Raw genomic sequence first — 4,322 nt, forward strand, 5'->3', positions numbered from 1 at the left:
GAAAAATGGTGAATTGTGTGTTTGTCAGATATTGGAAGTTATTGATAAATCCCAATCAACGGTTTCTCATCATTTGAACATGATGAAAAAAGAAGGAGTGTTGTCTGCACGAAAACAGGGAAAATGGATTTATTATAAACTAGCCAATGAAGAAATTATACAAAGTCTTGAAAAACTATTATGAGTGGTAATAACATGACAGAAAAAATAGCTTTAGCTTCCTGCAATGGAATGAGTGCTAATGGATTGGTATCTCGTGTAGCAGTTGGGGATTGTAAAAAGGAAAACGATAATGTAATATCAATTTGTATGGGTTCCACATCAGCCGACATTGAAGGATTAAACGATGATATGCTAAAAAAATATCCAATCATTGCAATCAACGGTTGCGATAACGGATGTGTGAATAAAATTCTTAATAATAAGGGAATCAATGTTTCCAAAACTGTTGGTGTCGGAGATGTTTTAAAAAAGCACAAAGTTTTTTCCACTGACCCTTTCAGATTGGACGACGATGGAGAAAAATGTGTTGAGATTATTAAAAATAAGATCAACAATGAGTTAAAAAGTATTTAGAGGAATGAATATGGATTATTTTGATTATAAAGTTTGGGAAAATTGGGCGAATAATAATTATGATGAATTCAAATCCCTTAAAGATGGTGCTAAAATAGCTATGTTATTGCCGGATACGGATAATCTTATAGTTCTTAAAAAAGGGGATACAATCTCTGTTGTTATTGATGATAGGAATACATTTGAGTTCCCATTTGCACAAATAGCTTTTAAATTTGGTGAAAATACTATAGAAAGCGTTTTGAATGATTCTACATTTAAAACATTTAAAAATCTTACTTTAGCGGATGATATTGGCATTTTGTCCTTTGTTGATGAGGCCACATTGAACAGATTTGATTATAGAAATTTTTTAAAGAAGTTCGGTTTTCAAATAGGCTCTGGCTGTAGTTGTGGGTGCTGTTAAAATGGCGGATAATTGGAACTTTGATGGATTGGTCCAGGACGTATTGGTTAAATCCAATAATAATTCTTGTTGCGGGGATATTTCATTTCCAGACACATCAAAAATTGAAAATCCTATAAATCCAATAAATTCTGTTACAAAAGAATTTTTAGAGGATTTTGAAGTGTATTTGAAACAGTTGGGTGTTGTGGAAATAGCTTATGTTAATGGCATCAAAGATTATTTCATGCATGGTTTGGATTTTGATTTCAACTCCGCTATTCTATTTTCTTATGAGATTAGCCAATGCATTCATGATGCCGGCGCAGGCATTAAAGCTCAAGAATATAATGATGAATTATACCGGGATTTTGGAAATTTAACTTATAAGATTTCAGATTACCTGAGACTAAGGGGATTTGAAACATTAGTTGCCCATCCTCGTGAAGAAACTATAGATTTTTCACATTTAGCTCAAAAAGCGGGAATGGGGGGCATTGGAAAGAGTGGTTTGCTGATCAGTCCTAATAAAGGGCCCAATCAAAAAATTTCAGCTATATTAGTCAATATTAAAAACTTGCCTAAAACGAAAATTAATCCTTATGAATGGATTCCCGATTACTGCAATTATTGTAACTCCTGTGTTAAGGCATGTCCGAATGATGCTTTAGTTTTGGATAAAAAAACTAAAACTGTGAGTTTTATTGAAGATGTATGTATTGGATGTAGTGAAGGCTGCACTGAATGTATAAAAGCATGTCCATTTTATAATAAAGGATATGAGGTTGTTTTTGACAAATATAAAAAAATTAAAATGAAATCTAAAAAAGTATAATATAAATTTTAGCATGTATTATAAATTATAGTACATATTGAATGTACTATAAATTTTAGTATATATTTTACATTCTAAATTTACTTTTTTTATACTATAAGAATTAATCATATATTTTCTATTAAATCAGAAAGTAGATATAGTTATTGTTTGAAATAAAAGCAATTTTATGAAGTCAAAGCAATATTGCAATGTCAAACATCGTTTTCAAAAAAGTAATTAGAACTGCAGAACAAATCTTTTACTGGAGTTTTAATGATGTGAAAATGATAAGGTTGCGAACTATATCACACGTTTTATACGAATAGTTCGTTATTATAGTGGCTTTTTCAAGAGGGTATAGTTATTAATTAAGTGGCTTTCATGCCACATTAACTTTTTATTTAGAAAAATTTAATTTTCAATTGGTGATAATATGCCAGTTATAAGTTTTGATATAGGAGAATTAACAAAAGAGCAAAAAGAAATTTTAGCAAAAGAATTCAGCGAATCCGCTTCAAGAGTCACAGGCCTTCCGATAGAAATGATATATGTGCTGTTCAACGAAAGGAAATTTGACAATGTTGGAGTCGGTGGTGTTCTTTTAAGCAATCAGGAATAGATGGATTTTTAAAAATCTATTCTTTTCATTTCAAATCCAATATTTCCTTATACATTTCTTTCAATTCTTTTTTTTCATATTCCGAATAATGTTCGTTGTCGACATCCGTTTCAAGAGCAAACAGTAACAGTTCATAGAATACCTTATTCAGTGACCTTCCCTTTTTGGTTAGGAAATACTGGGAATTTTTTGGATCATTGCCCTCATTTGTCTTGTAGATAAGGCCATTATCCTGCATTGTCTTAAGGCATCTTGACAGTGCCTTGTTGTCCAGGGAGGGTCTGTTGACTTTAAATTCATTGAAATGACTTTTTCCTAAAAACAGGTCTCTTAAAACATGCAGTGTCCACTTGTTGCTCATGAATTTGAGAGTGTCTTCTAGGGGGTTTCGCTCATATTTTTTTTCATAATATGCAAGTTTTTTCGGATTTAAAGTCATGTTTATTGTTATATATGTTTTAATATTAAGTTTTTTAGATGTCATTGATGCCACTTTATCTTTAAATACCCTATTTTTTAAATATTTGATTAGAAAATTTTAATTGGTGCGATAATATGAATGATAATGATATAGTCATGACTAAATTCCTGGCGATACTGTTTGCGATATGTTCTGGTCTTGCAATAGGTAATCTGTACTGGGCCCAGCCGTTGCTTGTCCAGATAATGGATGGCTTTGGTCTTCCAGCGGCAAATGGGGGACTTCTGGTTACTGCAACCCAAATTGGGTATGCGATGGGAATTCTCTTTATTTTGCCTTTGGGCGATTTTGTTCGAAGAAAACGTATGATAACCCTTGTAATGGTGCTTTCCGTATTGGCTTTGGTCTCCTGTGCCATATCACCTTCATTTATCATATTGTCACTGTCACTCTTCAGCATGGGGATTGTAACAATTTCCGGTCAAATCATATTGCCACTTGCGGGAGATTTGAGCCGTGAGGATGAACGTGGCCACATCGTTGGAATTGTATCATCTGGAATAACAACAGGTATCCTCTTTTCAAGGTTTGCAAGCGGTATCATTGCGGGATTTTGGGGATGGAGATCAGTTTATGTAATAGCGGCCGCTTTGAATCTGGGCATGGTTTTGGTAATGATTTATGTATTGCCGGAAATTCCTGCAAAAAACAAGTTCAAATCATATGGGAAACTTTTGGCAAGTGTTTTTACCACCTTTAAAAATCATAGGTCCTTGCCGAACATATTGCTGCACTCAGGACTGATATTCGGTTTGATTTTCAACATATTCTGGACTTCCTTAACATTTCTTCTATCCGCAGAGCCGTTTAACTATAACACGTTCCAAATTGGACTTGTAAGTCTGGCAGGTCTTACAGCGGCAGTATTTGGTGTGGGAATCGGAAAATTGCAGGACAAAGGCTTGAGCATACCTGCGCTCGGAGCGTTCATTGTGGTTTGCCTTGTTAGTATGGTGTGCGGCTTTGCATTCAGTGATTCAATAGTTGCCATTGTGATTGTTGCAGCGGTACTTTCAGTTGCAGTTCAGGGAGTAAGCGTCTTGACCCAGACAAGATTGTTTAACTTATCTCAGGGTGAGCGCAGCAGACTGAATACGGTTTTTGTTGTGAATAACTTTATATTTGGGGCTATAGGAAGTGCTCTTGCATCTCTTCTATGGTCATTAGGGGGATGGTCATATGTAATGATGGCAGCTAGTGCGGTTTCTGTTGCGGCATTGATTGTCTGGCTGTTTTCAAGAAGTAAATTTAAATATGCGGATGAAACATTGGATAATTAGTTATTTTTACTGATATATCCAGAAGATATATTTTTTTATTTTTCCTTTTTATTATTACTATAATTCGAGTTTTAGTGGAAAAATCGATAAGCATGCGAACTATATTTTACGTTTTATACGAATGAAAATCTTTAATTATTATAAGTTCTAAAAAAAGTAGTGTA

7 protein-coding genes are annotated in these 4,322 nt (G+C 33.8%); 6 read left to right on the forward strand and 1 reads right to left on the reverse strand.

The window, feature by feature from the left end:
* From ACKI4K_RS05460 to dmpI, 5 genes are all read left to right on the forward strand, one after another.
* The coding region (locus tag ACKI4K_RS05460; RefSeq protein ID WP_407423052.1) for an ArsR/SmtB family transcription factor at window positions 1–184 on the forward strand (184 nt) is incomplete at its 5' end.
* An 11-nt stretch (window positions 185–195) separates the two neighbouring features.
* Window positions 196–576, forward strand: coding sequence for a putative zinc-binding protein (locus ACKI4K_RS05465; RefSeq protein ID WP_407423054.1), 381 nt, complete (start codon window positions 196–198; stop codon window positions 574–576).
* Between the two features lie 10 nt (window positions 577–586).
* Window positions 587–982 carry a hypothetical protein gene (locus tag ACKI4K_RS05470; protein ID WP_407393255.1) on the forward strand — a complete coding sequence of 132 codons (396 nt, stop codon included), beginning with the start codon at window positions 587–589 and terminating at the stop codon, window positions 980–982.
* Window positions 969–1,796, forward strand: coding sequence for a 4Fe-4S dicluster domain-containing protein (locus tag ACKI4K_RS05475; protein WP_407423056.1), 828 nt, complete (start codon window positions 969–971; stop codon window positions 1,794–1,796). The genes ACKI4K_RS05470 and ACKI4K_RS05475 overlap by 14 nt, the downstream gene beginning before the upstream one ends.
* Before the next feature lie 415 nt (window positions 1,797–2,211).
* Window positions 2,212–2,397 (forward strand): 4-oxalocrotonate tautomerase DmpI, encoded by a 186-nt coding sequence (gene dmpI / locus ACKI4K_RS05480; RefSeq protein ID WP_058738979.1) that lies wholly within the window; start codon window positions 2,212–2,214, stop codon window positions 2,395–2,397.
* A gap of 25 nt (window positions 2,398–2,422) precedes the next feature.
* On the opposite strand, the gene ACKI4K_RS05485 is transcribed toward dmpI, so the two are convergent.
* A complete protein-coding gene (locus ACKI4K_RS05485) occupies window positions 2,423–2,881 on the reverse strand; it encodes a winged helix-turn-helix transcriptional regulator (protein ID WP_407423058.1) in 459 nt (152 codons plus the stop codon).
* A 71-nt stretch (window positions 2,882–2,952) separates the two neighbouring features.
* Here ACKI4K_RS05485 and ACKI4K_RS05490 point away from each other — a divergent pair, with 71 nt between their 5' ends.
* A complete protein-coding gene (locus ACKI4K_RS05490) occupies window positions 2,953–4,158 on the forward strand; it encodes an MFS transporter (RefSeq protein WP_407423060.1) in 1,206 nt (401 codons plus the stop codon).
* Window positions 4,159–4,322: the final 164 nt, after the last annotated feature.

Origin of the sequence: Methanobrevibacter sp., from assembly GCF_045644645.1 — an archaeon.
Lineage (GTDB): Archaea > Methanobacteriota > Methanobacteria > Methanobacteriales > Methanobacteriaceae > Methanocatella.